General features: G+C 60.9%; 20 protein-coding genes. 4 read left to right on the forward strand and 16 right to left on the reverse strand.

What is annotated here, in order from left to right:
• Window positions 1-56: 56 nt before the first annotated feature.
• Both DXA66_RS06530 and DXA66_RS06535 read right to left on the reverse strand, forming a co-directional pair.
• Window positions 57-1,661, reverse strand: a complete 1,605-nt coding sequence (locus DXA66_RS06530) for a peptide chain release factor 3 (RefSeq protein ID WP_118527675.1) — start codon at window positions 1,659-1,661, stop codon at window positions 57-59.
• Between the two features lie 281 nt (window positions 1,662-1,942).
• Window positions 1,943-2,809 (reverse strand): GNAT family N-acetyltransferase, encoded by an 867-nt coding sequence (locus tag DXA66_RS06535; protein WP_118527677.1) that lies wholly within the window; start codon window positions 2,807-2,809, stop codon window positions 1,943-1,945.
• A gap of 194 nt (window positions 2,810-3,003) precedes the next feature.
• Between DXA66_RS06535 and DXA66_RS06540 the strand changes: the two genes are divergently transcribed.
• Window positions 3,004-4,395: a S1C family serine protease gene (locus tag DXA66_RS06540; protein ID WP_118527679.1), complete on the forward strand. Its 1,392-nt coding sequence runs from the start codon at window positions 3,004-3,006 to the stop codon at window positions 4,393-4,395.
• Between the two features lie 49 nt (window positions 4,396-4,444).
• Here DXA66_RS06540 and pulA read toward each other — a convergent pair whose 3' ends face one another.
• Window positions 4,445-6,400: a type I pullulanase gene (gene pulA / locus DXA66_RS06545; RefSeq protein WP_243089045.1), complete on the reverse strand. Its 1,956-nt coding sequence runs from the start codon at window positions 6,398-6,400 to the stop codon at window positions 4,445-4,447.
• Window positions 6,401-6,534: 134 nt separating this feature from the next.
• On the opposite strand from pulA, the gene DXA66_RS06550 reads away from it, so the two are divergent.
• Window positions 6,535-8,580 (forward strand): AAA family ATPase, encoded by a 2,046-nt coding sequence (locus DXA66_RS06550; RefSeq protein ID WP_118527683.1) that lies wholly within the window; start codon window positions 6,535-6,537, stop codon window positions 8,578-8,580.
• Window positions 8,581-8,633: 53 nt separating this feature from the next.
• On the opposite strand, the gene DXA66_RS06555 is transcribed toward DXA66_RS06550, so the two are convergent.
• The 13 genes from DXA66_RS06555 to DXA66_RS06615 form a co-directional block, all read right to left on the reverse strand.
• Entirely contained in the window at window positions 8,634-9,593 is a 960-nt protein-coding gene (locus DXA66_RS06555) for a YafY family protein (RefSeq protein ID WP_118527685.1), read from the reverse strand.
• A gap of 15 nt (window positions 9,594-9,608) precedes the next feature.
• Window positions 9,609-10,472, reverse strand: coding sequence for a prephenate dehydrogenase (locus tag DXA66_RS06560; protein ID WP_097776941.1), 864 nt, complete (start codon window positions 10,470-10,472; stop codon window positions 9,609-9,611).
• A complete protein-coding gene (gene aroA / locus DXA66_RS06565; protein WP_118527687.1) occupies window positions 10,465-11,739 on the reverse strand; it encodes a 3-phosphoshikimate 1-carboxyvinyltransferase in 1,275 nt (424 codons plus the stop codon). Before aroA ends, DXA66_RS06560 begins: the two co-directional genes overlap by 8 nt.
• A gap of 222 nt (window positions 11,740-11,961) precedes the next feature.
• Window positions 11,962-12,978, reverse strand: coding sequence for a 3-deoxy-7-phosphoheptulonate synthase (gene aroF, locus DXA66_RS06570; RefSeq protein ID WP_118527689.1), 1,017 nt, complete (start codon window positions 12,976-12,978; stop codon window positions 11,962-11,964).
• A gap of 26 nt (window positions 12,979-13,004) precedes the next feature.
• A complete protein-coding gene (locus tag DXA66_RS06575; protein WP_118527691.1) occupies window positions 13,005-13,376 on the reverse strand; it encodes an endonuclease domain-containing protein in 372 nt (123 codons plus the stop codon).
• 181 nt (window positions 13,377-13,557) lie between these two features.
• The gene (locus DXA66_RS06580; protein ID WP_118527693.1) at window positions 13,558-14,022 is read right to left on the reverse strand and encodes a type II 3-dehydroquinate dehydratase; all 465 of its coding nucleotides are present in this window, start codon (window positions 14,020-14,022) and stop codon (window positions 13,558-13,560) included.
• Window positions 14,003-15,265, reverse strand: a complete 1,263-nt coding sequence (locus tag DXA66_RS06585) for a shikimate kinase (protein WP_118527695.1) — start codon at window positions 15,263-15,265, stop codon at window positions 14,003-14,005. Before DXA66_RS06585 ends, DXA66_RS06580 begins: the two co-directional genes overlap by 20 nt.
• A gap of 1 nt (window position 15,266) precedes the next feature.
• Entirely contained in the window at window positions 15,267-16,412 is a 1,146-nt protein-coding gene (aroC, locus tag DXA66_RS06590; RefSeq protein WP_118527697.1) for a chorismate synthase, read from the reverse strand.
• 3 nt (window positions 16,413-16,415) lie between these two features.
• On the reverse strand, window positions 16,416-17,459 hold the full coding sequence (gene aroB / locus DXA66_RS06595; RefSeq protein ID WP_118527699.1) for a 3-dehydroquinate synthase: 1,044 nt from the start codon (window positions 17,457-17,459) through the stop codon (window positions 16,416-16,418).
• Window positions 17,456-18,526, reverse strand: coding sequence for a bifunctional chorismate mutase/prephenate dehydratase (locus DXA66_RS06600; RefSeq protein ID WP_118527701.1), 1,071 nt, complete (start codon window positions 18,524-18,526; stop codon window positions 17,456-17,458). Before DXA66_RS06600 ends, aroB begins: the two co-directional genes overlap by 4 nt.
• A 303-nt stretch (window positions 18,527-18,829) precedes the next feature.
• Entirely contained in the window at window positions 18,830-19,009 is a 180-nt protein-coding gene (locus tag DXA66_RS06605) for a hypothetical protein (RefSeq protein WP_005943509.1), read from the reverse strand.
• Window positions 19,010-19,012: 3 nt separating this feature from the next.
• The gene (locus DXA66_RS06610) at window positions 19,013-19,765 is read right to left on the reverse strand and encodes a hypothetical protein (RefSeq protein WP_118527703.1); all 753 of its coding nucleotides are present in this window, start codon (window positions 19,763-19,765) and stop codon (window positions 19,013-19,015) included.
• A gap of 25 nt (window positions 19,766-19,790) precedes the next feature.
• Window positions 19,791-20,516, reverse strand: a complete 726-nt coding sequence (locus tag DXA66_RS06615) for a 1-acyl-sn-glycerol-3-phosphate acyltransferase (RefSeq protein ID WP_118527705.1) — start codon at window positions 20,514-20,516, stop codon at window positions 19,791-19,793.
• Between the two features lie 220 nt (window positions 20,517-20,736).
• Here DXA66_RS06615 and DXA66_RS06620 point away from each other — a divergent pair, with 220 nt between their 5' ends.
• Entirely contained in the window at window positions 20,737-21,579 is an 843-nt protein-coding gene (locus tag DXA66_RS06620; protein ID WP_118527707.1) for a DUF624 domain-containing protein, read from the forward strand.
• A gap of 30 nt (window positions 21,580-21,609) precedes the next feature.
• Window positions 21,610-22,974, forward strand: coding sequence for a hypothetical protein (locus DXA66_RS06625; RefSeq protein WP_118527709.1), 1,365 nt, complete (start codon window positions 21,610-21,612; stop codon window positions 22,972-22,974).
• The last annotated feature ends 38 nt before the right edge of the window (window positions 22,975-23,012 follow it).

Raw genomic sequence — 23,012 nt, forward strand, 5'->3', positions numbered from 1 at the left:
TTATGAAAAAAGAGCCGCAGCTGCGGGACATTCCCGCACCGCAGCTCTCTTTCAACTCAGATATTACCGAACTCGCTCAGTTTCAGCGTTTCGTTGTGGGTCTCAGCCCAGCGCACCGCCCAGTCGGAGGTGAACAGCAGCAGGCGGTTGCCCTTCATATCCTCCACAGCCTTGGTGTCGCTGGTCAGGTCCAGATCCCGCAGGTTGTAGGTGTCGGGGTCGTTCTGCACCCAGCGCAGCTGTTCAAAGGGCAGCTGCTGCATCCGGATCTCCACGTTGTACTCGGTGTTCAGGCGGTACTCCAGCACTTCCAGCTGCAGCACGCCGACCACGCCGACCACCACTTCTTCCATGCCGCCGCCCACTTCGCGGAAGATCTGGATGGCACCCTCCTGCGCGATCTGCTCCATGCCCTTCACGAACTGCTTGCGCTTCATGGTGTCCTTCTGCTCAATGCGGGCAAAGTGCTCCGGCGAGAAGGTGGGGATGCCTGCGAACTGGACCTTCTTTTTGCCGGTGCACAAGGTGTCGCCGATGGAGAAGATGCCCGGGTCGAACAGGCCGATGATATCGCCGGCGTAGGCTTCGTCCACGATGGCGCGGTCCTGCGCCATCAGCTGGGTGCCGGTGGCCAGCTTGATGTTCTTACCCTCCTGCACATGGTAGGCCTCCATGCCGCGCTCGAACTTGCCGGAGCAGATGCGCATAAAGGCGATGCGGTCGCGGTGGGCCTTGTTCATGTTGGCCTGAATTTTAAAGATGAAGGCAGAGAACTCGTCGCGGCAGGGGTCCACGGTCTCGCCGGTCAGGCTGTCCACGCGGGCCAGCGGGGTGGGGGTGAGCCGCAGGAAGTTCTCCAGAAAAGGCTCCACGCCAAAGTTGGTCAGGGCAGAACCAAAGAACACGGGGCTCAGCTCGCCGCGCAGCACTTTGTCGAGGTCAAATTCCTCGGCGGCACCGTCCAACAGCTCGATCTCATCCACCAGCTGCTGGTGCAGATACGGGGTGAGCAGCTCGTCCAGTGCGGGATCGCCCAGCTCGGCCTCGGTCTCATCCACCTTCTTCACGCCGTTGGCGCGGCCGTCGCTGGAAAATGCCAGCACCTTGCGGGTGTTGCGGTCGAACACGCCCTTGAACTCCTTGCCGCAGCCGATGGGCCAGTTCATGGGGTAGGTCTTGATGCCCAAAATCTCCTCGATGTTCTCCATCAGCTCAAAGGGGTCGCGGGCTTCGCGGTCCATCTTGTTGATGAAGGTGAAGATGGGGATGTGGCGCAGGGTGCACACCTTGAACAGCTTGATGGTCTGGGCCTCAACGCCCTTTGCAGCGTCGATGACCATGACGGCAGAGTCTGCCGCCATCAGGGTGCGGTAGGTGTCCTCCGAGAAGTCCTGATGGCCCGGGGTGTCCAGAATGTTCACGCACTTGCCCGCGTAGTTGAACTGCAGGACAGAAGAGGTGACGGAAATACCGCGCTGCTTCTCAATGTCCATCCAGTCGGACACGGCGTGCTTTGCGCTCTGCTTGCCCTTGACGGAGCCTGCCTGATTGATGGCTCCGCCGTACAGCAGCAGCTTTTCGGTCAGAGTGGTCTTACCGGCATCGGGATGGCTGATGATCGCAAACGTCCGGCGGCGCTCGATTTCTTCACGATTTGTCATAAGTTGTAGATCTCCTGATAAACCTGCCGTGGAGCAGGAAGTGGATTTTTGCATTCAGTATGTCCGGTTGGACTTTGCCGGGCTCGCCCTCTCAGGCGCTAACGCGCCAGCTCCCCCAAAGTGGGAGCCCTTGGCAGTCCACGCAAAGTGCATCTTTTCGCCAAGGCCTCTCCCTCTGGGAGAGGTGGATTTGCGAAGCAAAGACGGAGAGGGCGAGGCCGTCTTTTTACACATACGTACCCTATTTTATCCGAAAACGCTCCATAATGCAAGTGTTTTCGTTATTTTTTCAGGATGATGCAGGGCAGAGGGGCGGTTTCGGCCCAGTTGGCAAAATCACACACCAGAACGGTAAAACTTTTGAGCGGAAGTGCCCGGAGATATTCCAGCACCGTCTGCTTTTCATCCGTGCCGATGACCTGCCCGCTGTAGAGGATGGCGCTCACCACGCCGCCGGGGCGAACGGCTTCCAAAGCCGCCTGCAGGGCTGGGATGCTGCTCTGCGCGGTGGAGAACACTGCGTGGTCGGCCCCGGGCAGCCAGCCAAAGTTGAACATCACCGCATCTGCCGTGCCGGGCTGCACAACCTGTAAAAGGTCTGCGTGGCTTTGGCAGTGCAGCTCATACCGGGCGGCAGGCACGCCCAGCTGCTCCAGATGCTTCCGGGTGGATGCAATGGCAGCTTCCTGCACGTCAAAGCCGACTACCTTTCCTTCCGGCGCGATGATGCCGCACAGAAAGGCCGTGTCGCCGCCGTTGCCGCAGGTAGCATCGATGCAAAGACGCGGCTGTGCCAGCCGGGCGGCCAGAAAGTCCTGCACGAACTTGACGGCGGTCAGGTCCGGCGTGCGGCGGCGCACCAGCTGCCTGCCTTCTGCTGCAAAGCCGAACTTTGCCCAGAACGCAAGCTCTGCGGCATCGGCGGGCAGCGGGGTGGTAAATACGGTAGCCTTTTCGCGGTCGTATCCGGCGTAGGCGCGCAAGACTTCTTTTAATAGATAGGAGCCGTAGCCTTTGCGCCGCCACTGCGGTTCGATGCCAAACGCGGTGATGGCAGCCCCCTTCGGGGCGGGCGTGAGCGCGCAGAAGCCGATCTGTGTTTTTTCCTTATAGAGGGCAAAGCCCTCGTCTGTGCGGTGCAGTTCCATGGTGTGTTCCTCCTGAATTTACACTTTTACAATAGCAAGCGCAAAGGCCGCTGTCAAGGGCGGAAAGCGCGTCTTTATTTCACAGTTTCTTCACGGCGCGCGCGATTGATTTTCACAATTGATGGTTACAATAGGAGCAGTTCAACGGAACAGGGCTCCTGTGGACGTATCCCTTACGGAAAGGAAGTATCAGCATGGACAATGAGAACAAATGGGAATATGATTATTCCTCTCAGGATAAAAACGAAAGCGGAGATACCGGTTATCCCAATGTGGGCAGCAGCGGCATGAACACCGCCAACCAGTACAACGACCCGCAGCCGGAACCGGAGACCGCTTACACCGCTCCGCAGACAGACAACGGCGCAGGTGGTGCAACGCCGCCGGTACATCCGGTACAGCCGCAGGACGCGCAGCCCCCTAAAAAGAAGAAAAAGTTCAATGGCAAGCGCGTTGCACGCAGCGCTGTGGCGCTGGTGCTGGCCGCAGCCATGGGCTTTGCGGGCGGCTTTGTGGGGGCAAAGTTTGGCGGCAGCGGCAAGGTGGTCATTCAGCAGGTGGCACCTTCCTCTACGGCCGACAGTGCACCCGGCTCGGATAGTTCCATCACCGCAGCATCCAGCAGCGGCAGCAGCCTGACCACGGAACAGGTGGCTGATCTGGTCAGCCCCAGCGTGGTGGTCATCACTACGGAGCAGGTGGTCTACTCTCAGTGGTCGTGGTACGGCCAGAATCAGGTGGAGAGCGGTGCCGGCAGCGGCGTGATCATCAGCTCGGACGGCTACATCCTCACCTGTGCACATGTGGTGGACGGCGCTTCCACCATCACCGTTACCATTGGTGACAAGGACTACACCGCCACCCTTGTGGGCGAAGATACCACCAGCGATATCGCGGTCATCAAGATCGATGCTGACGGCCTGACCCCCGCCACCGTGGGCAACAGCGACAGCCTGAAGGTGGGCCAGAGCGTGATGGCTGTGGGCAACCCGCTGGGTGAGCTGGGCGGCACCGTGACCGGCGGCATGATCAGCGCTTTGAACCGCAGCGTCACCATTCAGGGCAGCAGCTCTGTGAACACCATGTCCCTGATCCAGATGGATGCTTCGGTCAGCCCCGGCAACTCCGGCGGCGGCCTGTTCAATATGAACGGTGAGCTGGTCGGCATTGTGAATGCAAAATCCTCTTCCAGCGATGCAGAGGGTCTGGGCTTTGCCATCCCCATCAACGATGCCATCAAGGTGGCACAGGAACTGCTGGAGAACGGCTATGTGACCGGACGGCCTTATTTGGGCATCACCTATCTGGCCGTGACCGACGCACAGACTGCTTCTCAACTGGGCGTGAATGCCTACGGCGTTTACGTTGTGGAGGTGGTCAAGGGCGGCCCTGCCGAAAAGGCAGGCCTGCAGGCCGGTGACCGCATCGTGAGCGTGGACGGCACCGAGATCGCCTCCAAGGACGACCTTGGCACTCTGATGCAGAAGCACGCAGCAGGCGATACGCTTTCCATCACCATTGCACGCGACGGCCAGATGCAGACGGTCAATGTGACACTGGGCGAAAAGACGGCTTCCAACAGCTGAGCAAAATAGAAAACAGGAGCGGATGAGAGTTTTCCATCCGCTCCTGTTTTTATATCTGTCCAAAGATGGCGGCACTGTAAGGCATCAGCACGGCCTCGTGCTCATACACTCTTGCCGGGCCGCGCCACAGGCTGGACGAGATGCCGTCGCTCAGCATCTGCCAGCGTCCAACCGGCAGCGGCACGGCCTTGCTGGTCTCGGTGGGGTTATAGAACACGCACAGCGCCTGCCATGCTGCGCCGTCGCCCCACTGGGCGGGCAGCTGCCAGCCCACCAGCGGCTGCTCCAGTGAGAAAAAGTACAGGGCATCCGGCGCGTGGGGGTCGGTGCTGGAAAGCCGCGGAAACCTTGCCCGCAGAGCCAGCAGGCCGCGGTAGTAGTCCACCAGTGCATGATATTTTTCGGCCCGCTCCCAGTCCAGCCGGTTCAGCGCAGGCGAAGAGCGGTAGCTGTTGCCCTTCCCTTTTTTGGTGCGGGCAAACTCCTCGCCCGCCTGCAGGAAAGGCAGGCCGAAGCTGGTCAGGTAAATGCCCGCCGCCAGCCGGTTCTGGGCAAGGGCTGTGCTGTCTGCCGCCGTGAACTCCGGCTTTTCGTACCGCACCAGCAGCAGCTTGTCCCACAGGGTGAAGTTGTCGTGGGCGGAAACATAGCTCACGATCTGGCTGGGCGCGTGGGGCGGCAGACGGTCGCTGCGGCACCATGCCGCCACCGCGCCGCCGATATCCCAGAAGCTGCTGGGCCTGCCCTCCACATAGCCCGGCTCCCGGGCGTTGAAGCAGCCGCCCTTGATGGTGTCGCGGGTGTCGTCGCAGAAGATGCCGATGCGCTCGTTCAGCATGGCAAGATTCGCCTTGTTGGCCTCGTACCGGTGCAGCTGGCTGCCGCCGCCCTGCCACGGCTCGCCGTACATCAGGATATCCCGCCCGCCGGGCAGCGTATCCAGCGCGGCGCGCACCGCGTTGATGGTCTCCACGTCGTACAGACCCATCAGGTCGAACCGGAAGCCGTCGATGTGGTATTCCTGCGCCCAGTAGAGGATGGAATCGATCATATACCGCCGGGCCATGGGCCGCTCGCTGGCAAATTCATTGCCGCAGCCGCTGCCGTTGGAAAAGCTGCCGTCCTCGTTCTGGCGAAAAAAGTAGCAGGGCACGGTGTCGTTCAGCGGGTTCGCATTGCGGTACATGTGGTTATACACCACATCCATCACCACGCCGATGCCCGCCGCGTGCAGGGCTGCGATCATTTCCCTGCACTCCCGGATGCGCACCTCGCCGCGGGTGGGGTCGGTGGAATAGCTGCCTTCGGGCACATTGTAGTTGGTGGGGTCATAGCCCCAGTTGTACTGCCGCAGCAGCGGCTTTGCCTCGTCCACGCTGCCAAAGTCGAAAATGGGCAGCAGCTGCACATACTTCACGCCCAGACGCCGGAGATAGTTCAGGCAGGTGGGGTGGATGCCGTCCCCGTGCAGGGTGGTGCCCTGCTGGGTAAAGGCCATGAACTTGCCCCGCCATGCCGGGCGCACGCCGCTGGCAGCGTCCTGCGAGAAGTCGCGCACGCTCACCTCCCACACCGCGCGCTGCTCCGGCGGGATGACCGGACGCACATCCCGCTCCCACCCGGAGGGGGCGGTGCGGGCAAGATCTACGATCATGCTGCGGGTGCCGTTCACACCGGCAGCGCGGGCGTAAGGGTCGCCGGTCTCGCGGCTCACGCCGTCCACCGTCACCGTAAAGGTGTAATAACGGCCGTGCTGGTCGCCGGGCAGATAGATGCTCCACACGCCCTGCGGCCCGCGTTCCAGCGGCAGGGTGCCCATGCACACGCCGCCATTGCCCTTGCGGTAAAGGTTCACACACACGCTCTGAGCTGTAGGTGTCCACAGACGCAGCCGCGTGCCGGAAAGGGTATACTCCGGCCCCAGCGGCCCGGTGCAGGTGGTGTCCCGGGCAAAGGTGTCGCTCTCGAACAGTTCTTTCAGTTCAGCAGGGGTTCTGGCACTCATGGTTTCCTTCATTCCTTCTTCTTATTTTCCATACAGTAAGTGTAAACAACCGGTGTGGATTTTTCAAGGGGGAATTGCAAAACCTGTCCGGGTACACTATACTGGAAGAAAACGACAAAAACGGAGGGCAAACCATGGCATATACCGACGATTGGGAAAACCTTATGAACGGTGTGTTCGGCGCAGGGGGAAAACCGCGCTTTGGCGGCACGGCTCAGCCGGAAAGCAAAACGCCAAAGGCCAAAGCGCCCGCAGTGCCGGACCTGAACGCTGCTCTGCTGGAAAACCAGAAGCAGTTGGATGCCCTGCTCAAAAAACAGAACGCCCAGCTGAAAACGCAGGACACTGCGGTGCAGTCTGCTCTGAAGGACAGCCGCCAGATGCTGCGGGATATGGAAGCGGACGGCCTGCTTGCCAAGGGCACTGCCGATGTGACCGCAGAGCACCTTGGCAGCTTTGAGGGCCTTGCCGCCGAGGTGAAAAAGACCGTTCTCGGGCAGGATGCCTTTGTGGACAGCGTGGTGCGCGCCATGCGCCGGCCCTTTGTGCTGGGCACTGAGCGCCCGGCGGCACGCAATGTGATCCTGATCTGCGGAGGTGCAGGCACCGGACGGCACTTTGCGCTGGAAGAGACCGCCCGCATCATGGCGGCGCGGGGCCTTTTGCAGAGCGACAAAACCGCGGTGGTGGACCTTGCCCTCTACCCCAATTCCGGTGCGGAAAAGCTGTTTTTGCAGGATCTGTACGCGGCCCTGCACGCACCCGGGGAGATCGTGATCTTTGAGCACTACGAAAGCTGCCATGCGGCTTTCCTCAAGACTCTTGCAGACCTTGCTGTGAAGGGCAGCGCACCGCTTTCCAGCCGGTATCTGGTGAACAAGGAGGGCATCCTTGTGGATGCAGGCACGGCGCTGGCACCGGGAGCGGTGAGCAGTATCACGCCCTGCGGCAAGTACCTCATCTTCTTTTCCCGCAAGGGCCGGGACGCGCTGGCAGATAAGTTCGGTGCGCCCTTTGTGGCGGCGGTGGGCGATGTGTGCGCCACCAGCGCCTTTGCCCGCGAGGACCTTGCAGCGCTGGCGGCGCAGCAGCTGAATGCGCTGGCCCAGAAGGTGAGCGCACGCCTTGGGCTGACCCTCTCTGCCGGGGCCGATGTGCGGGACTATGTTGCAGCCCGGTGCACCAAAGAAAAGGGTGCGGCGGGCCTTGCGGAATGCTGCGATAAAATGTTCCGCGCCCTGAGCGAATACTGCCTGCAGACGGATGCAAAGCTTACCGGCACTGTCACCCTGACCGCAAAGCCGGAGGGCGTATGGTTTTGCCTGAACGACCAGCCCGAGCAGGAGCTGTCTGCCCTGCTGCCTGCCGAGTACACGGGCGCTGTAGATGAAATCCGCGCAGAGCTTGACGGTCTTGTGGGCCTTGGGGCGGTCAAGGAGTATGTGTTCGGTCTGGCGGATAACCTGCAGGTGCAGCAGCGCCGCGCGGCGGCAGGCTTCAAGACCGCCAGCCTTTCCATGCACATGATCTTCACCGGCAACCCGGGCACCGGCAAGACCACCATTGCCCGGCTGGTGGCAAAGTACCTCAAGGCCATCGGCGCGCTGAAGGGCGGTCAGCTGGTGGAAGTGACCCGCGCCGACCTTGTGGGCCGCTACACCGGCCACACCGCCCCGCTGACAAACAGCGTCATCGAGAGTGCCCTCGGCGGTGTGCTGTTTATCGATGAAGCCTACAGCCTCTACCGCGGTGAGCAGGACAGCTTTGGTCTCGAAGCCATCGACACCCTTGTGAAGGGCATGGAGGATCACCGGGACGAGCTGGTGGTCGTTCTGGCGGGCTACACCCGGGAGATGGAGGTGTTCCTTACCGCCAACAGCGGTCTTGCCAGCCGCTTCCCCAACAAGATCGAGTTCCCGGACTACACGGCAGACGAGCTGCTGGACATCACCAACGTGCTGGCAAAGGGCAAGGGCTACCGCCTTGCCGAGGGCTGTACCTTCCCGCTTTTGGGCTACTACAAGCGCCGTCAGGCGCTGGACAGCCGCACCGCCGGCAACGGCCGTCTTGCCCGCAACACGCTGGAAAAGGCCATCTTCCACCAGAGCCGCCGCCTTGTGGCAGAACCTGCCGCGGAACTGGACCTGATCCTGCCCGGCGATCTGGAATTTGAGGAATAACTTCCATATATGAGAACGGCTCCTACCCAATGGGCAGGAGCCGTTCTTTTCGGTTATTGATGCATCTCCGCTAATTTTTTGGCTATTTCCCGCAGGCCCTGCCGCACCTCGGCGGGAGCCGTTACTTCCACCTTGCCGCCAAAGCCGCACACCCAGCCGTAGAACTGGGGGCTGACGCATACCGGCACATCAAAGTGAAAATATGCACCGTCTTCCTCCGGCACGAACAGCGGCGTTTTGCCAAAGCGGTCGCGCATGGCGCTTTCCAGGTCGGCGGTGCAGCGCAGGGTGACCCGGTACTCCGGCCCGCCGAACATGTTGAAGTGCTTGCGCAGATAGGCGGGCAGGTCGAACTGGCGGAACTCGGCTTTGCCCCGGCGGGCATCGCTCAGCACCGTCACGGCAGACATGCGGTCCACGCGGTAGTTGCGGATGTCCGCAGGCTCTTTCTCGTCCTGATAAGCGATAAGGTAGTAGCAGCCGTTTTCCCATGCCAGCTGCCATGGGCTGACGGTGCGGGTGCCGCCGTCCTTGTAGCGGAACCGCACCATTCTGCCTGCATTGATGGCGCTGTGCAGCGCATCGATGCTGTAAAGCAGGGTGTGGCTGTCGCTTTTGGGGCGGCCGTCCACATACACCTGACGCTGCAGCTGGGTGCCCTCGTAGTCGGAGCAGAGGGCTTCCAGTTTATGGATGAGTTTACTGCTGGTGCGTGCCGACACAACCTTGCTGGCCTGTACGGCATCCACCAGCAGCTTCAGCTCAGAAAGCTCAAAGGTGCGGCTGGCCAGCCAGTAGCCGCCGCCGCGCCCGCGCCGCAGCTGGATGTCGTACCCCAGACTGCGCAGGGTGTCGATATCGCTGTAGATGCTTTTGCGCTCGGCAAGAATGTCCTGCTGTTCCAGCAGCTCTACCAGCTGCGGTACATTGAGCAGGTGTTCTTCGTCGGTCTTTTGTTCCAGAATGCGCAAAAGGGTCAAAAGCTTGGATTTCTGGCCTTCCTGCTTGGGCATGGGAGCACCTCCGGTTTATTCGGGCAGTTTTTTGTCGAACGCCGCGCGGCGCTGGGTGGAAAGACGGAACATCTCTTCCAGCTTATCCCGGTCGTCGGCCACAAGGGCAGCGCGCATTTCCTGCAGAGCGGCATCGAACTGGTCGATCTCGCTGATGAGGTTTTCCTTATTCCACAAAAACAGCTCTGCCCACATTTTATCGTTGATGCGTGCAATGCGGGTCAGGTCACGGAAGGAGTCGCCGGTGTACTCGCACAGCGAAGAGTTATCGTTGGCGCACATCAGGCTCACGGCGATGGCGTGGCACAGCTGGCTCACATAGCCGATCATCTTGTCGTGTTCCTGCACCGTCAGGGTGCAGATGTGGTGGAAGCCCAGCACTTCGGCCAGCTCTCGCAGCCACTGGATGGCTTCGGGCGTGTTCTTTTCCGTGGGGGTGATGATGAAGTTGGCTGGGGCAAAGTTCACCTCGGCGGCGTGCTCCACGCTGGAAGTCTCACGGCCTGCCATCGGGTGGCTGGCAATGAACTCCACGCCCGCCGGGCACATGGCCTGCACCGGCTCCACAAGGCCGGTCTTTACGCCGGAAACATCGGTAAAGATGCAGCCGGGCTTGAGCAGATGGCCGTAGGTGCGGAACCACTCGATGAGGGCCGTGGGGTACAGACCAAAGATGATGTGGTCGGCGCTGCTCACAAGGTCCTCAAAATCGTGGGTCTTGCCGCTGGCGATATAGCCGTGCTCTAGCGCGTACTGCAAATGCCCTTCGCTGCGGTTGATGCCGTCCACATGGAAACCGGCTTTCGTCAGTTCCAGCGCGTATTTGCCGCCCAGCAGGCCAAGGCCCACCACGAGATAACGTTTTGTTTTATCAAGCATATTCCACCTCCGCGCCCAAGGGCTTGATGGCTTCAAAGAAATTCGGCCAGCTTTTTGTAATGGCTTCGGCATCGTCCACGGTCAGAGGGATGCCCGTACTCAGGGCCAGCACCGCAAGGCTCATGACCACACGGTGGTCATTGTGCCCATGCAGAACACCCGCCGGAGCGTGCAGCCTGTCCGCGCAGCCGTGCACCGTAATGGTGCCGCCCTCGCTTTCCAGCACGCCGCCGCAGGCACGCAGCTCGGCCTCCATGGCAGCGATGCGGTCACTCTCCTTCAGGTGTAAACGCTCTGCGTTGCGGATGACTGTAGTGCCCTCGCACAGCAGGCCCAGCACCATGAGCACAGGGCCAAGGTCCGGGCAGTCCGCAAGGTCGATGTCCACACCGTGCAGCGGTGACTTTGTAAAGGGGATGCCCGCTTCTGTTTGGGTGAACTTTGCGCCGCACCGGCGCAGGATATCCAGAATGGCGGCATCGCCCTGCAGCGTTTCCGGGGCAAGGCCGGTGATGGTCACGTCGCCGCACACTGCACCCAGCACCGCCGGGAACGCGGCCTGACTGTAATCGCCCTCCACGGTGTAATCGCAGGGGTGATAGTGCTGCCCGCCCGGGATGGCAAGAGTGTTTTCGTCCAGCCAATGGCTCTGCACACCGAAGGCTGCCTGCACAGAGCGGGTCATATCGATGTAGCTGCGGCTCTCCACCGGCGGGATGAGGTGCAGTGTGCTGTTGCCGGAAAGCAGCGGCAGAGCAAACAGCAGCCCACTGATGAACTGGCTGGATACATTGCCTGCAAGGCGGTATTCGCCGGGGGTCAGTGCCCCTTCCACGGTCAGCCCGGCAGCGTTCTGCTCAAACCGCAGGTCCTGCTCCCGGTACAGAGCGTCATACACCGACTGAGGCCGCTCCATCAGCCGCCCGCGGCCGGTGAAGGAAACTGCCTGTCCGGTCAGGCTGGCGATGGGGATGAGAAAGCGCAGGGTGCTGCCGCTCTCGCAGCAGTCCACCGGCGCAGCAAGAGGCACAAAATGCCCCAGCCCTTCCACCACAGCATCGTCTGCGCCGGTACGCACACGGGCGCACAGCTGTGCCGCTGCGCCCAGCGTGGCAGAGATGTCCTTGCTGAATTCGAGGTTCGTGATATGGCTGCGGCCCTCGGCCAGTGCCGCACAGAGCACAGCACGGTGAGCCATGCTCTTGCTGGGAGGTGCGGTGATGGTGCCGGAAATTTTACTGGGGGATCGTGTTATTGTTACAAGCATAGATAAACCCTTTAGGCGGCTCGCCCTCTCCGTCATCGCTTACGCGATGCCACACTCCCCCTTTTGCCACCTGCGGTGACATCTTCCCCCGGAGCGGGGGAAGTCTTTCCTCAAAGTGAGAGGCTTTGGCAGTACGGCAAAGTTTCCGGTTTTGCCAAGGGCTCCCCCTTTGGGGGAGCTGTCGAACGAATGTGAGACTGAGAGGGCGAGGACGCTTGCCTTTTACATATCCCGGCCAATGGCCCATGCCACCTGACGGCACTTTGCCATGGCCTGTGCGAAGGAATCCGGGGTCAGGCACTGTGCGCCGTCGCTCCATGCGTGCTGGGGGTCGTAGTGGACCTCCACTTCCAGACCGTCGGCACCAGCGGCCACGGCGGCGATCATCATGGGCTCCACAAGGTTTGCCTTGCCGGTGGCGTGGCTGGGGTCCACGATGATGGGCAGGTGGGTCTTTTCGTGGATGATGGGTACTGCAGAGAGATCGAGGGTGTTGCGGGTGTACTTCTCGAAGGTACGGATGCCGCGCTCGCACAGGATGACCTGCTCGTTGCCGCCGGCCATGATATACTCGGCGCTCATGATCCACTCCTCGATGGTGTTGCACAGGCCGCGCTTGAGCAGCACCGGCTTGTGCATCTTGCCAACGGCCTTGAGCAGCTGGAAGTTCTGCATGTTGCGGGCACCGATCTGCACCACGTCCACGTACTCCTCAAACTCGGGGATGCGGTCCTCGCTCATCAGCTCGGAGACGATGGGCATGCCGGTGGCCTCGCGGGCCTTTACCATGTCCAGAATGCCCTCGGTCTCAAGGCCCTGGAAGGAGTAGGGAGAGGTGCGGGGCTTGTAGGCACCGCCGCGGAACAGGGTGGCACCGCCAGCCTTCACGCCCTGTGCAATGCGCAGAGCCTGCTCTGCACCCTCGATGCTGCAGGGGCCTGCCATGACGGCGATCTTTTCCTTGCCGCCGATCTTCACGCCGCCGCAGTCGATCACGGAATCTGCCGGGTGGAACAGGCGGTTTGCACGCTTATAGGGCGCGGACACGCGGGTGACGTTGTCAATCCACGGGTTTGCCAGCACATCCCGCTCGTCGATCTTGGTGGTGTCGCCCACAAGGCCGAACACGTTGTAGTCCTTGCCGGTGATCAGGGTCACGTCCAGACCCTGCTTCTCGAATTTGTCAACGATCTTTTCCAGTTCGCCCTTCGGAGTCCCTTTTTTGGTGGAGATGATCATGGGAGTTTGTTCCTTTCCTGTTTGTTTTAAGATGGAAGCCTGTGCTGAATGGTGCTGTGAATCTGCGCACAGACGGCATCAAAATGATTGTCTACATCATTGTTTGCAAAACGGAGAACCAGCAGTCCATACTGTTCAAGGACCGTACTTCGTTCTGCATCGTAAGCCCTGCCCTGCTCGGTATAGTGCTGGGAACCGTCCAGCTCGATCACAAGCCGTGCCTGTGCACAGTAAAAGTCAACGACAAAGGATTCAATGATCCGCTGCTTGTAGATTTTTACAGGATAATCACGCAGAAACACATACCAGAGCTTGTGCTCCTGTGGGGTCAGATTACGGCGTAATGTGCGCGCTGTGCCAAGCATTTTATTGTTTTTATTTACAGTTGCATGTTTCATGGACAGCTTCCTCTACGGCAGCGGCCTCGCCCTCTCAGGCGCATTCGCGCCAGCTCCCCCAAAGGGGGAGCCCTTGGCAAAACCGGAAACTTTGCCGTACTGCCAAGGCCTCTCCCTTTGGGAGAGGTGGCATCGCGTAGCGATGACGGAGAGGGCTAGCCCGCTGCCCATGTTCATCCTTTTACATCACGATATGCGCCTTGCTGGAGCCGTCGGTGCGCAGCAACTGGGCCAGATAGATGCAGGCGTGCAGGTAGCCCTGCGGGCCTTCGCCGATGAAATGACCCTGACAGCCGAAGGATACCACATCCATCTTGCGGAAGGGCTCCCGCTCGTCCGGGGCGTGCAGTATCACTTCCACGGCGGGTACGCCGCACAGGCGCAGCGCATCCAGAATGGCCACGCTGTAGTGGGCGTAGGCACCAGGGTTCAGCACGATGCCGTCCACCCGGCCCGCTGCGGCCTGAATTTCGTCCACGAGGTCGCCCTCGTGGTTGGACTGGCAGCAGTCGGTCTCAATGCCCAGCTGTTCGCAGCCTGCCTGCACATAGTCCATGATGGCGTTATAATCCAGCTCACCGGGTACGCCCGGCTCCGACCAGCGCATGATGTTGAGGTTCGGGCCGTTAAGAATCAAAAATTTCATCCAATGCCTCCATAGCGGCACGCAGGGCTTCGTCCAGTGTGCCGTTGTTGGGGATCACGGCATCTGCCGCTGCCAGATACAGCGGATGGCGCTGTGCTTCCATCTGGCGCAGTGCGTCCATGCTGGAAGAAAGCGGCCTGCCGCCGCCCACGGCCAGCGCATCCACCGGCCGGTCGATGAACAGAATGATGCCGTTCTGGTGCAGCGCCCGCAGGTTTTCGGGCCGTTTCACGATACCGCCGCCGCAGGAGATGAGCTGCCGCCCCTCCCTGCCGAAACGGCGGGTCTCGGCGGTCTCCCGGGCGCGGAAGCCGTCCTCGCCCTCGGCTGCGAAGATATCCGGGATGCTGCGGCCGTCGGTCTTTACGATCTCCTCATCCAGATCCACAAAGGTACGGCCAAGGCTCTTTGCCAGCATCCTGCCGAGGGTGGTCTTGCCGGAAGAGGGCATCCCGATCAGGGCAATGTTCAGCATATCTCGGCGCAGTGCGGCGGTGATGCGCCGAATTTCAACCGGCGCATCCTCAAACTTGCGGTCCAGAAAATATTCTGCGGCATACACTGCCTGCGCCACCAGCATTTCAAGGCCGCCCACAGCCACCGGCACGCCCGCTTCCTCGGCGCGGAGGATGAGCTCGGTCTTGTCGGGGTTGTACACCACATCCACTACAGCCTCGAGGTCCGGCATGGCGGCAACGTCCAGATTGCACACGCCTACATTGGGGTACATGCCCGCCGGGGTGGTGTTTACCACGATCTGCGCCCCGCTGGAAACGGCCTCGGCATAGCTCAGCTCGCCCTTTTCCGGGTCCGGATGGCGGCTGACGGTGAGCACCTTTGCCGCGCCCTTGTCCCGGGCCACAGCGCTGGTGGTATTGTGGGTGCCGCCGGTGCCCAGAATGAGCACGGTTCTGCCTGCAAAGCTCACGCCGTGGGCATCGCACAGGTGGGCAAAGCCCATATAATCGGTGTTATAGCCGTAGAGCAGGCCGTTTTTGTTCACCACCGTGTTCACCGCCCCGATGGCCTTGGCCCGCGGGTCGATGTAGGAGCAGTATTCCATCACCAGCTTTTTATAGGGGATGGTCACATTGATGGCCTTGAACTGCCGCTTTGCCAGAAAGGCCCGGGCCTCTTCCTCGGTGGGCAGAGGGCACAGGTCGTAGTGGTAGCCGCAGAGCATCTCGTGGATGATCTTGGAGTAGGAGTGGCCGAGTTTTGCGCCGATGAGTCCGTATTCCATTTTACTCGTCCTCCTTCCGGAAGCTGGTGGGGTGGGTCATCCATGCCACGCCGTAGCGTGCCGTGAGCAGGTCGCCCACAGCCAGTGCGGCGGCGCAGGTCTGCACGATGGCGGCTCTGGGCACGATGCAGGGGTCGTGACGGCCCTGAATGGACAGCTGTGCGTCCTTTTTGGCAAGATAGTCTACTGTATCCTGCTGCTTGTAGATGCTGGGTGTGGGTTTGACCACGGTGCGGAACACCACCGGCATCCCGTTGGCTATGCCGCCGTTGATGCCCGCATTGTGGTTGGTGGCGGTCACCACCGCACCCTCCGGTGTCATGCGGAAAGCATCGTTTGCTTCGGAGCCGTGCATCCCGGCAAAGCCGAAGCCGGTGCCGAACTCGATGCCCTTGACGGCAGGGACGGAGAACGCCAGATGTGCGATCTCGCTTTCCACGCTGTCAAAATAGGGCTCACCGATGCCTGCCGGCAGGCCGAGGATGGCGGTTTCCAGCATCCCGCCCACGCTGTCGCCCTCGGCTCCGGCGGCACGGATGGCGGCTTTCATGGGTTCTTCTACGGGTTCATCCAGCACCGCAAAGCCCTCGGGCTTGCTGGCAAGGGCTTCCACCTGCGCGGCCAGCTGTGCGGCATCATCCTGTGCAAAGCGGGTGTCCGCAATGCCGGCGCACTCTGCGATATGGGTGGTGATGTCGATGCCCGCACGGTGCAGTGCGCTCAGCACAATGGCACCGCCCGCCACAAAGGCGGCCGTCACCCGGCCGGAGAAGTGCCCGCCGCCGCGCGCATCCTGAAAGCCGTGGTACTTGGCGTAGGCGGTGTAGTCTGCATGGCCGGGGCGCAGAAGGTCTGCGGTCTTGGCGTAATCGCCGCTGCGGGTGTTGGTATTTTCGATCATCAGGGCAATGGCGGTGCCGGTGGTGCGGCCGTTCACCACGCCGGACAGCAGCTGCACGGCATCTGCCTCCACCCGGGGAGTGGACAGGCCGTCGCCCCGGGCACGGCGCTTGTCCATGCAGGCGGCGAGAAAAGTCTCGTCCACCGGCAGGCCTGCGGCCATGCCGTCCAACACCGCGCCGATGGCGCGGCCATGGCTCTCGCCGAAAATGGTCAGCGAAAGGTCGCTGCCGAATGTATTTTTCATGGCTTACTCCTCAATGCCCAGCAGGGGACGCAGGCCCTCCACCGGGATGGTCTCGGCGCGCCAGCAGCCCAGACCCGGCACCTTGATAATGGTGATCTGGCCGCTCTGTGCCTTTTTGTCGTGCAGCATCTCTGCCAGCACCTTTTCCTTATCGTAAGTAGTGCGGGTGGGCAGGCCGAGGCGGCGGTACACCGCGCGCACCCGCTTCTGCAGTGCCTTGGATTCGATCATGGGCAGCATGCCCAGCGCCACGCACTCGCCGTGGTAAAGGCCCACGGTGCGGCGGCCCTTGATGCCCTTGACGGCCTCGATGCCGTGGCCGATGGTGTGGCCGAAGTTGAGGGCCTTGCGCATGCCCTGCTCCGTCTCGTCCTGCTCCACGATGTTCTTCTTGAACCGCAGGCTGCGGCAGATGATCTCGCCGATCTGGGCATCCACGTCGCCATTTTCAAAGATCGCGAACAGCTCGGGGTCTGCCAGCAGGCTTGCCTTGACGGCTTCTGCCAGACCGTTGATGAAGTGGCGGCGGGGCAGGGGGGCAAGGGTGTCCGGATCCACGATGACCAGCTTGGGCTGCCAGAAGGCACCCACGATGTTTTTGGTATCGCCCAGATCCACGGCGGTCTTGCCGCCGATGGAGGAATCGATCATGGAAAGGGTGGTGGTGGGGCAGTTGATGAAGTCGATGCCCCGCATGTAGATGGAAGCGGCAAAACCGGCCAGATCGCCCACCACGCCGCCGCCCACGGCGATTACCAGATCGCCGCGGCCCATGCCGAATTCCAGCATCTGCTTGAGGACGGATTCCAGAATTTTAAAGCTCTTGCTGGCTTCGCCCTGCGGCACCGTGATGATGTGGGCATCCTTGCACTGGTCGGCCACCATCTGGGCGTACTGTGCGGGCACACCACTGTCGGTCACAACGGCCACCCGGCGGTCCAGCCGGGCGAACTGGTACAGGTTTTCCAGCGAGCCGCTCTTGACGATGATGTCATAGCTGCGCTCGCCCAGATTCATGGTCAGCTTGGTTCCGATAAATTCACTCATTTGGTATACACTCCTAACAGCCGCACGGTACGGCAGGTGCGGTCAAGCTCACGCAGCAGCGCGGCGGTCTCGTCGGCGGTGGGGTCGCCCACCAGCTCCACGTAAAAATAATATTCAAACGGCACATGAGGCATGGGCCGGCTCTTGATGGACTCCATATTGAAGCCGCTGGCACCGATGATCTGGATCACCTCGCCCAGCTTGCCGGGTTTGTTGTCCACCGTGAACAGCAGCGAGAACCGGTTGCCGCCGGTAGGCTTTTCGCGGCTGAGCACGATAAAGCGGGTGGTGTTGTCGCCGTCGGTGTTGATGCTGGGCACCAGCACCTCCAGCCCGTACAGTGCCGCTGTCTCCACGCTTGCAATGGCCGCTTTGGAGGAGTCACCGCTTTCGGCCACGAACTTTGCGGCCATGGCGGTGTTGGCCATGGCGGTGGCGGGCAGGCCGAACTGCCTTAAAAAGGTCTCGCTCTGGGCGATGGCCTGCTGGTGGCTGTAGACGCTTTTGATTTGGTCGAGTTTTGTGCCCGGCAGCACCAGAAGATTCTGGGAGATGGGCAGATCGTACACATCCACCACCCACAGCGCCGGATGGTTATAGCACAGATCCAGCACGGCGGAAACATCGCCCGCATGGCTGTTCTCAAAGGGAACGACGCCCCGGGCAGCATTGCCGCGTTCCACCGCGTCAAACACCTCGTCCCAGGTGGGATAGCTCACAGCCTCGGCGTGGGGGAACAGCGCCCGGAGGGCAATGTGGGCAAAGGCACCCTCTACGCCCTGATAGGCAGCGCGGTTTTGGCTCAGCACCACGGCTTCGTACTGCTTTGCCACGTCCATCAGGTTCTGCACGTGGTCTTTATAGTAGGGCCGCAGGGCCGGGTCCTGAATGCGGGCCGCAGCCTTTTCCAGCACTGCCGTCTCGCGGGCGGCATCGTAAACGGGCAGGCCATGGGCTCTTTTGTATTCGGCCACCTGCAGCACGGCGGCCATCCGCCGCTCAAACAGCGCAGCCAGCTGGGCATCCACCGTGTCGATCTCGGCGCGCGCCTGTTCCAGTGCGTCCATGGGTTCACATCCTTTTGTATGTATGATAAATACCATCAAGATAATAGATACCCAGTAAGTATACCATAACTGGGACGGAGAAACAACAAAACCTCCGGCGTTTCAAAGGGGAGAATATTTCAAATCAGATATGTGTAAAAAGAACAAAATAGAAAACGAACTCCCTCAGTCAAACCCTTGCGGGTTTGCCAGCTCCCTCAAAGAGGGAGCCTTTGACAAAGCGGAAAAGTTTCCGGTTCTGCCAAGGGCCCCATCCCCGAGGGGGCTGTCGCCGAAGGCGACTGGGGGAGTTCTATTTGCATATTATCTGTTTTTCAGCAGTTCTTCCCTGCTGCGGGCTTTGCCGTAATATCTCCCATAGGGATTATCCAGCGCCTGTGCAAGGGAGACCGGCTTTTCCGGCTCTGGCCTTTGCACCGGCTTTGCTGTGCGGTCAAATGTGAACCCGGCGGCAGGCCCGCCGCGCTTTACCCGGAACCGCATGGCTCAGCCCTCTGCACTGGCGGTAGAAACAGCCCCGGCGGTCAGCTTGTTCCACAGTTCTTCGCCGCCCTCAAGCAGGCCGGCGGAGTCCTTGTTCCATGCACCGCGGATGCCGATGTAGTATTGGCTGAGCAGCTCCTGACTGGAGCCGCTTTCGCTCTGCACGGCATCGGAGGCGTAATCGCCCAGATCAAGGCCGGTCAGCACCGGGCAGTCGGTCCAGCGGTAGACCATGTTCCACCAGTCACTGTCTGCGTCGGACTGCGGCAGGCTGCCGTCGAGGTAGCGCAGGGTGCCGGTGGTCTGCTGGAACCCGGCTGGGTCGTACAGGATGAAGATGGAACTCAGCGCGCCCTGAATGTCGGTGGAAAGCTTGGTGGTGCCTGCCATGTCGAGGTAGGCATCCGAGTCCTCGTTGCCAAAGTCCATGGTGTAGAGGTTCAGCTTTACCACCACCTTGCCGTCACCGTTCCGATCCTCGCCGTAGGCGGCAAGCGCATCCTGCAGGGCGGTCTGGGTGGCTTCCGGCAGGTAGTGGGGTGCCACCACGGCCACGTTATAGTCTGCATGGACGGTAAAGAAATACTGCCCGATGAAGTTGTAGCCGAAGAACACCACGATGATGCCGATGATGATGACCCACTTGAGATTGTAGTCCCACCAGTTGGCCCAGCGTTCCTTGCGGGTGTACTGGCGCTGTTTGCGGGGCTGGAGGTCTTTGGGGTCGATATCGCGTTCGTAACGGTAGCTTGCCATGGGGCAGTTTCCTCCAAGTTCTGATTTACAGTTGTGCCAGAATGGCCTGACGCACAGCGTCGGGCAGCTGCTTCTGCTCGGCCTTGCTCATGCCTTCGGTCCGGATGGGCGGCAGCACCTTGATATGCACGCTGCCCGGATGGCACAGGTTGCCATTGTTCTCAAACAGGGCACGTGCACCGGTAATGGCCACCGGAACCACCGGTGCGCCGGTCTTGACGGCAATGCGGAATGCACCGGCCTTGAACTCACCGGCACCGCCCTCTTCTCCCTTGTAGCGAGTGCCCTCCGGGAAAATGACGAAGCTCTTGCCGCTCTCCACAATGGCAGTGGCATCGTTCAGGGCGCGCACGGATGCCCGCAGGTCGTCGCGCTGCACGAACACACAGCCCAGCAGCTTCATCCAGCGGTTCAGCAGCGGGATCTTTTCCAGCTCTTCCTTGGCAAGGATGCCGTGGGGCTTATCCAGACTGGCCAGCAAAAGCGGGATGTCGTAGTAGCTGCGGTGGTTGCCCACGAACACGCAGGCCGTATCTTTGGGGATATTCTCAAGGCCCTCCACGCTCAAGGAAACGCCGGTCACCTTTAAAATGCCCCGGCTCCAGTGCGGGATATGCTTGTTGACGAGCTCTTCCACCAGCTGCATGTCGCCTGCAGCCAGAGCGCGTTCCGCCCGGCGCAGCACGCCATAATGGACGATCATATAACCAAATAAGTAGATAAACATCGCAATCGTGCGAAAAATACTCATTGTGTTTTCCTCCCTTCGGCAAAATATGCCATTGTCATTGTATCACACTTTTTGTAAAAAGGGGAGAAATAACACTTTTTTTACAAATCGGAGGATCTGCGGTCTTGCAAAATTGACAAAATGCGGGTATATTTATAGTTGTAAAGCCAGCACAATGGCACTTTCTGCACGAAATGCTTTCTGCCGGCCCAATGGATGAAGAGAGAGGTACCATACGAACATGGGTTTATTTCCTTCCGCAAATGACTTCAAGGCCGGTAAGGGCGTTGAAAAGGATGCTCCCCGCAAGACCGGCATAGGCCGCTTTTTTGAGCTTGTGGGCCGTGATATGAACGGCATGTTCCTTGCAAACCTGCTGGCCTGCATCGGCTTTCTGCCGGTGATCTGTCTGGTGTACATCGGCTTTCTGGCAAACAGCCTGCCGGTCATGCTTATCAGCGCTGCGGTGGGCGGCATTCTGGCCGGGCCTGCGCTGGCCGGCATGTACGATACCGTGCTGCGTGCCCTGCGTGACGAAGCCGGTTACTGGTGGGTGACCTATCGCCGTGCCTTCAAGCGCAACTTCAAGGCCAGCATTGCGCCGGGCATCTTCTACTGTGTGGTGGTCACGGCGCAGATCTTCCTTGTGTATTTCTGCTTCAATATGCTGAGCAAGGGCACCAATGTGGGCGTGCCGCTGTGGGTGGCCACGGTGCTGAACCTGCTCATCTTCCAGATGCTGTTCGCCTACATGTGGCCGCAGGTGGTGCTGCTGGATCAGCCCTTCAGCCTGACCGTGAAAAACAGCATCAACTGCATGATCGCGTTCCTGCCCCACGCACTGGCGGCGGCCATCGTGCAGATCCTGTTCTGGGGCGTGGTGATCCTGTGCATGCCGCTGGGCCTGCTGCTCATGCTGATCTTCGGTTTCTGGTTCGTGACCGAAGTATCCTGCCAGATCATCTACGGCGATATTGAAAAGGTGTTCCACATTGAGGAGAGCATCCGCAAAATGAAGGATGCCGAGCTGGAAGCCGCCCTCAAAGAGGACTACGGCGAAAGCACCGACGACACCGAAGAGTAAATTTGAACTTCCGCAAAGGAGAGGTGCTCCATGGAACAACGGAATAATCTGGTTTTGCAGGGCACCGAGACCTTCTCCCGCGGGCAGCTGGACAATGTGGCGCTGGACGGCGGCGCGCTGGTGCTGGACAGCGTGGCGGGCCGCTGCCTGCAATACGGCAGCTACACCACGCCGGAATTTGCCATGCCGGCCTTCTGCAACCTGAATGTCAGCTGGAACGCCTTTGCGCCCCACAACACCATGGTGGAGGTGCGCTGCCGGGTATATGCCGGAGGAAACTGGACCGGCTGGATGAGCTTTGGCAAGTGGGCACCGGGCTACCCCCGCTGCAGCTGCAATTCCCAGAGTGACGACGGCATGATCTTCCTCATGGGCGATACCGTGACCGTGGCAACGCCCGGCGGCGGCACGGGCGTGCAGCTGCAGGTGAACCTTTCCACCAACGATGACAAGGTCTCGCCCGCAGTGCGCCTGCTGGCCGCGGCAGTGCGGCCGCTGGCGTGGGAGAAGCACAACGGCCACCCGCTGAACCGGCAGCTCTATCTGCCGGAATACTGCCTTGCGGCCCACGATCCCAGCTTTGGGCGCACCATGGATCTGCCGCTGGTCATGGCGGCACTGATGAACTGCTGGGGCGAGGATGTCCTGCCCGAAGAAGTGGCTTATGTGATGGAGGACATGGCCCACAGCACCACCGCCAATGCGGCCTTTGCGGCTGCTGCCGCCGGCTGCTGCGGCTACCCCTGCTGGCAGGCATGGATGGACCTTGCCGACCTGCGTGCCCAGATCCACGATGACTGCTGTGTGGCAGTGCAGGTGGAGCGGCGCATCCGCGGCCAGCGGGACCCGGTGCGGGTCTGGATGGGCCTGCGCGGCTTTGGCCACGACGATGCCGTAATGGCAGATTATGTGCTGCTGAACGACCCCACCGCAGATTCCAACGGCGCAGTGAACTGCACCATGGCATTGGTGGACTTTATGCGGTACTTTACCGGGCGCGCCATCGCACTGCGGGCAAAACCCCGCGATATTGCAGCCAACCGTCCGCTGCGGATGCGCTGCGAGCTGGTGCCCGGCGAGACGGCAGACGTTTACTATTTTGAGCAGCGCGGTGTGAAGGACCCGCTGCCGGAAGGCTTTTCCGGCTGGGTGGCCTGTGCGTGCCACGACGGTGTGGCCCACGCCACCACCGCCCACCGCAGCTTCTGCCGGATGGAGCGCACGCCGGAGGGCGGCATCCGCTTCCCGGAAAAGATCATGGCCGCAGGCTGCCGCTGCAGCGTGTATGCAGTGGACCAGACCGGTGCCATGCGCGTGGCGGAGGTGCGGCTGCCAAAGCCGCGCCCCATGCCGGAGCAACCTGTTTCCCAGGCACAGGAAAAGCCGGCGGAATGACCGGCCAGACCCAAAGCCTTTGGGCTATAGATCAAGAC

Origin of the sequence: Faecalibacterium sp. OF03-6AC, assembly GCF_003478175.1 — a bacterium.
Taxonomy (GTDB): domain Bacteria; phylum Bacillota; class Clostridia; order Oscillospirales; family Ruminococcaceae; genus Faecalibacterium; species Faecalibacterium taiwanense.

Excerpts from the sequence above, each read along its gene's own strand:
- aroC (WP_118527697.1), bottom strand. The coding sequence starts at position 16,412 with ATGAAAAATACATTCGGCAGCGACCTTTCGCTGACCATTTTCGGCGAG.
- DXA66_RS06580 (WP_118527693.1), bottom strand. The coding sequence starts at position 14,022 with ATGAAATTTTTGATTCTTAACGGCCCGAACCTCAACATCATGCGCTGG.
- aroA (WP_118527687.1), bottom strand. The coding sequence starts at position 11,739 with ATGCTTGTAACAATAACACGATCCCCCAGTAAAATTTCCGGCACCATC.
- aroF (WP_118527689.1), bottom strand. The coding sequence starts at position 12,978 with ATGATCATCTCCACCAAAAAAGGGACTCCGAAGGGCGAACTGGAAAAG.
- aroB (WP_118527699.1), bottom strand. The coding sequence starts at position 17,459 with ATGAGTGAATTTATCGGAACCAAGCTGACCATGAATCTGGGCGAGCGC.
- pulA (WP_243089045.1), bottom strand. The coding sequence starts at position 6,400 with ATGAGTGCCAGAACCCCTGCTGAACTGAAAGAACTGTTCGAGAGCGAC.
- DXA66_RS06620 (WP_118527707.1), top strand. The coding sequence starts at position 20,737 with ATGGGTTTATTTCCTTCCGCAAATGACTTCAAGGCCGGTAAGGGCGTT.
- DXA66_RS06625 (WP_118527709.1), top strand. The coding sequence starts at position 21,610 with ATGGAACAACGGAATAATCTGGTTTTGCAGGGCACCGAGACCTTCTCC.
- DXA66_RS06555 (WP_118527685.1), bottom strand. The coding sequence starts at position 9,593 with ATGCCCAAGCAGGAAGGCCAGAAATCCAAGCTTTTGACCCTTTTGCGC.
- DXA66_RS06550 (WP_118527683.1), top strand. The coding sequence starts at position 6,535 with ATGGCATATACCGACGATTGGGAAAACCTTATGAACGGTGTGTTCGGC.
- DXA66_RS06585 (WP_118527695.1), bottom strand. The coding sequence starts at position 15,265 with ATGGAATACGGACTCATCGGCGCAAAACTCGGCCACTCCTACTCCAAG.
- DXA66_RS06605 (WP_005943509.1), bottom strand. The coding sequence starts at position 19,009 with ATGCGGTTCCGGGTAAAGCGCGGCGGGCCTGCCGCCGGGTTCACATTT.
- DXA66_RS06535 (WP_118527677.1), bottom strand. The coding sequence starts at position 2,809 with ATGGAACTGCACCGCACAGACGAGGGCTTTGCCCTCTATAAGGAAAAA.
- DXA66_RS06600 (WP_118527701.1), bottom strand. The coding sequence starts at position 18,526 with ATGGACGCACTGGAACAGGCGCGCGCCGAGATCGACACGGTGGATGCC.
- DXA66_RS06560 (WP_097776941.1), bottom strand. The coding sequence starts at position 10,472 with ATGCTTGATAAAACAAAACGTTATCTCGTGGTGGGCCTTGGCCTGCTG.
- DXA66_RS06575 (WP_118527691.1), bottom strand. The coding sequence starts at position 13,376 with ATGAAACATGCAACTGTAAATAAAAACAATAAAATGCTTGGCACAGCG.
- DXA66_RS06610 (WP_118527703.1), bottom strand. The coding sequence starts at position 19,765 with ATGGCAAGCTACCGTTACGAACGCGATATCGACCCCAAAGACCTCCAG.
- DXA66_RS06530 (WP_118527675.1), bottom strand. The coding sequence starts at position 1,661 with ATGACAAATCGTGAAGAAATCGAGCGCCGCCGGACGTTTGCGATCATC.
- DXA66_RS06540 (WP_118527679.1), top strand. The coding sequence starts at position 3,004 with ATGGACAATGAGAACAAATGGGAATATGATTATTCCTCTCAGGATAAA.
- DXA66_RS06615 (WP_118527705.1), bottom strand. The coding sequence starts at position 20,516 with ATGAGTATTTTTCGCACGATTGCGATGTTTATCTACTTATTTGGTTAT.